Source organism: Pseudophaeobacter sp., from assembly GCF_039971195.1.
Taxonomy (GTDB): Bacteria; Pseudomonadota; Alphaproteobacteria; order Rhodobacterales; family Rhodobacteraceae; genus Pseudophaeobacter.
Map to the genome: position 1 here is coordinate 1 of NZ_JBDWPJ010000071.1, position 2,773 is coordinate 2,773.

Sequence of the window (2,773 nt, forward strand, 5' to 3'; positions counted from 1 at the left end):
TGCCGGCGAGCGCTTTGACTGCGGCTCCAAGGCGGGGTTCCTGCAGGCGACGGTCTCCTTTGCCCTGTCCCGGCCCGAGCTGCGCGATGATCTGATGGCCCATCTCAACAAGGTCACCCGGCTCGATAAAGCGGCGGAATAAGATATTAGCAGTGCCGGGCCTGTGCGCTGATAGATTCGCGCAAGCCCGATTTTTTATAAAGGTGATATGAACGTGAAAACTGTTCTGGTGACCGGCGGAGCCGGCTATATCGGCTCACATGCCTGCAAGGCACTGAAGGCGGCAGGCTATACACCTGTGACCTTTGACAACCTGGTAACAGGTTGGAAAGACGCAGTTAAATTTGGCCCCTTTGAGCAGGGTGACCTGCAGGACCGGGCCCGTCTGGATGCGGTTTTTGCCAAATACAATCCGGTGGCGGTGATGCATTTTGCCGCTCTCAGCCAGGTTGGTGAAGCGATGAGCGAACCAGGGCGCTACTGGGCCAATAACACCGGGGGATCGCTCAACCTGATTGAGGCTGCCGTGGCTGCGGGCTGTCTGGATTTTGTGTTCTCCTCCACCTGCGCCACCTACGGCGAGCATGACAATGTGGTGCTGGACGAAAACACCCCGCAACTGCCGCTCAATGCCTATGGCGCTTCCAAGCGCGCGGTTGAGGATATCCTCAAGGATTTTGGCGCCTCTAACGGGCTGCGCTCGGTGATCTTCCGCTATTTCAACGTCGCCGGTGCCGATCCCGAGGCCGAGGTCGGGGAATTCCACCGGCCTGAAACCCATCTGGTGCCGCTGGTGCTGGATGCCATCGGTGGAAAACGCGATGCGCTGACCATTTTTGGCACCGACTACGACACCCCCGATGGCACCTGTATCCGAGACTACGTGCATGTCTGTGACCTGGTCGACGCCCATGTGCTGGGGCTGAAATGGCTGGAGGATGGCAAGGGCAGCCAGGTGTTCAATCTGGGCACCGGCAGTGGATTTTCAGTGCGCGAGGTTATGGACCGGGGCGCTGCTGTCACCGGCCGCCCAGTGCCCTGCAACACCGGCCCGCGCCGGGCGGGCGATTGTACCAAGCTGGTTTCGGGCTCGACCCGCGCCATTACTGATCTGGGCTGGGAGCCGCGCCGATCGACCCTGGATATGATGATCGCTGATGCCTGGAAGTGGCACCAGACGGGCCATTACGAGAGCTGATATGGAAGGTGCCCGCGCCTCTGCCCTGCCTCAGCCTGGCTGGCGCGCGCGGTATCACCTGCGGCTGAAACGGCGTCGCATGCTGTGGCGGGCCTTGCGGGCGCGGCATCAGCTGCAGGCGCGGATGGATCGCAGCGCTGCAATCAAACAGGGGGATATCCTGGCATTTGTGGTGCTGCGCAACGAAGCCGCGCGACTGCCCTATTTCTTGGACTACTACCGGAGACTCGGGGTGCCGCATTTCCTGGTGGTCGACAATGGCAGCACGGATGGCTCGGCCGAGCTTTTGGCTGATCAGCCGGATGTTTCGCTCTGGCACACCGAAGCGGGCTACCGTGCGTCGCGTTTTGGCCTCGACTGGAGCGCCTGGCTGCGGATGCGCTATGGCCATGGCCATTGGTGCCTGACCGTCGATGCGGATGAGCTGCTGATCTATGATGGCATTGAAAACCACGATCTGACCGTGCTGACTACGCTGCTGGAAGCGCGCCAGATCTCTGGTTTTGGCGCCATGATGCTGGACCTATATCCCAAGGGGCCGCTGAACCAGACGGTCTATGCGCCGGGGCAGGACCCTCGCGCGGTTCTGGACTGGTTTGATGCCGGGCCGTACCGGGCCAGTCGGCAGGCGCCGATGGGCAATCTTTGGCTGCAGGGGGGCGTGCGCGAGCGGGTGTTCTTTGCCGCGCAGCCCGAGCGCTCCCCAACTCTCAACAAGATCCCGCTGGTGAAATGGAACCGGCGCTATTCTTACGTGAATTCCACCCATGCGCTGCTGCCGGGGGTCTTGAACGCCCTGTACGACGGGCCGGGGGGCAGCCAGCCTGCCGGGGTGCTGCTGCATACAAAATTCCTGCCCGAGATTGTTTCCAAATCGGCAACCGAAAAACAGCGCCAGCAGCATTTTCACACACCGCAGGATTTTGACCATTACTACGATGATCTGAGCGCAGCACCGGATCTTTGGCATGAGAAATCCCAGAAATATAAGGGATCTGCGCAGCTTTGTGCCCTGGGGTTGATGCCGCGATTGGACGGATGAGGACGGGGCGAAACCGGGCCGCCCGCAAGTGATCCGGATAATTGGCCGTAAAGATGGCGGGTAACTGTTTCTAAATCCGTTGTTAGTAGGGTTTTTCCATGACATATTAAGCGTTAAGGCTGGGATCGGTTCGCCGCCGGAATTGACACCTTGGTGATCTGCCTGGTGATCTGCGGTTTCTGCCATGAGGCATTCTGCAAAACGGGTTTGGAGTTGTTGTGGGGCTTTGGGATTCTTACCGGATGCGTGTTCGGCGCAAGCGCAGGCTGCTTCGGGCCATGCGCAAATCGGGTGAGCTGACCTGCCTGCAGGACAATACCCGTGCCATCAAGCCCAGCGATGTTCTGTTGGTCTCCACCATGCGGAACGAGCAGATCCGGCTGCCCTATTTTCTGGACTATTATCGCAAGCTGGGGGTGAACCACTTCCTGTTTGTGGACAATGGGTCTGAGGACAGCACCACGCAGTACCTTGCCGGGATGGGGGATGTCTCGCTCTGGCAGACCCGTGCCAGCTATCGCAGCGCCCATTAT

3 protein-coding genes and 1 pseudogene are annotated in these 2,773 nt (G+C 59.9%); all 4 read left to right on the plus strand.

All coding sequences use genetic code 11. The annotated features are described in order from the left end of the window. Positions 1–142, plus strand: a pseudogene (locus tag ABJP42_RS06180) (UTP--glucose-1-phosphate uridylyltransferase); the annotation flags it as partial. A gap of 72 nt (positions 143–214) precedes the next feature. Further along, positions 215–1,198, plus strand: coding sequence for a UDP-glucose 4-epimerase GalE (galE, locus tag ABJP42_RS06185; protein WP_348339354.1), 984 nt, complete (start codon positions 215–217; stop codon positions 1,196–1,198). 1 nt (position 1,199) lies between these two features. Beyond that, on the plus strand, positions 1,200–2,240 hold the full coding sequence (locus tag ABJP42_RS06190) for a glycosyltransferase family 2 protein (RefSeq protein WP_348339350.1): 1,041 nt from the start codon (positions 1,200–1,202) through the stop codon (positions 2,238–2,240). 242 nt (positions 2,241–2,482) lie between these two features. Further along, on the plus strand, positions 2,483–2,773 hold a 291-nt coding region (locus tag ABJP42_RS06195; RefSeq protein ID WP_348339352.1), incomplete at its 3' end, for a glycosyltransferase family 2 protein.

Coding starts and splice junctions, on each gene's coding strand:
- ABJP42_RS06190 (WP_348339350.1), top strand. CDS start 1,200: ATGGAAGGTGCCCGCGCCTCTGCCCTGCCTCAGCCTGGCTGGCGCGCG.